Origin of the sequence: Kluyvera huaxiensis (assembly GCF_040149365.1) — a bacterium.
GTDB lineage: Bacteria > Pseudomonadota > Gammaproteobacteria > Enterobacterales > Enterobacteriaceae > Kluyvera > Kluyvera intermedia_A.
The window spans coordinates 1-271 of sequence record NZ_JBEFLV010000072.1 but is presented as its reverse complement, the minus strand read 5'-3'; the positions used below and the strand labels follow the sequence as shown (position 1 = coordinate 271).

At 42.1% G+C, this 271-nt stretch carries 1 rRNA gene; it reads right to left on the bottom strand.

The window, feature by feature from the left end:
* Positions 1-201: 201 nt before the first annotated feature.
* A 16S ribosomal RNA gene (locus ABOC97_RS23975) occupies positions 202-271 on the bottom strand; the annotation flags it as partial.

The window sequence follows — 271 nt, the reverse complement described above, 5'->3', positions numbered from 1 at the left end:
CGCGTTGCGAAAATTTGAGAGACTCGAACACACCGCTTATCTGTTCTTATTACGGAGAACAGACACAGTGTGTCGTTTCAATTTTCAGCTTGATCAAGATTTTTAAAGAGCAAAACTTCTTAATGCACTCGTAAGTACATTCAGAAGTTCATCATTCATCAGACAATCTGTGTGGACACTTCAAAGCACGTTTCTTTAAGGTAAGGAGGTGATCCAACCGCAGGTTCCCCTACGGTTACCTTGTTACGACTTCACCCCAGTCATGAATCAC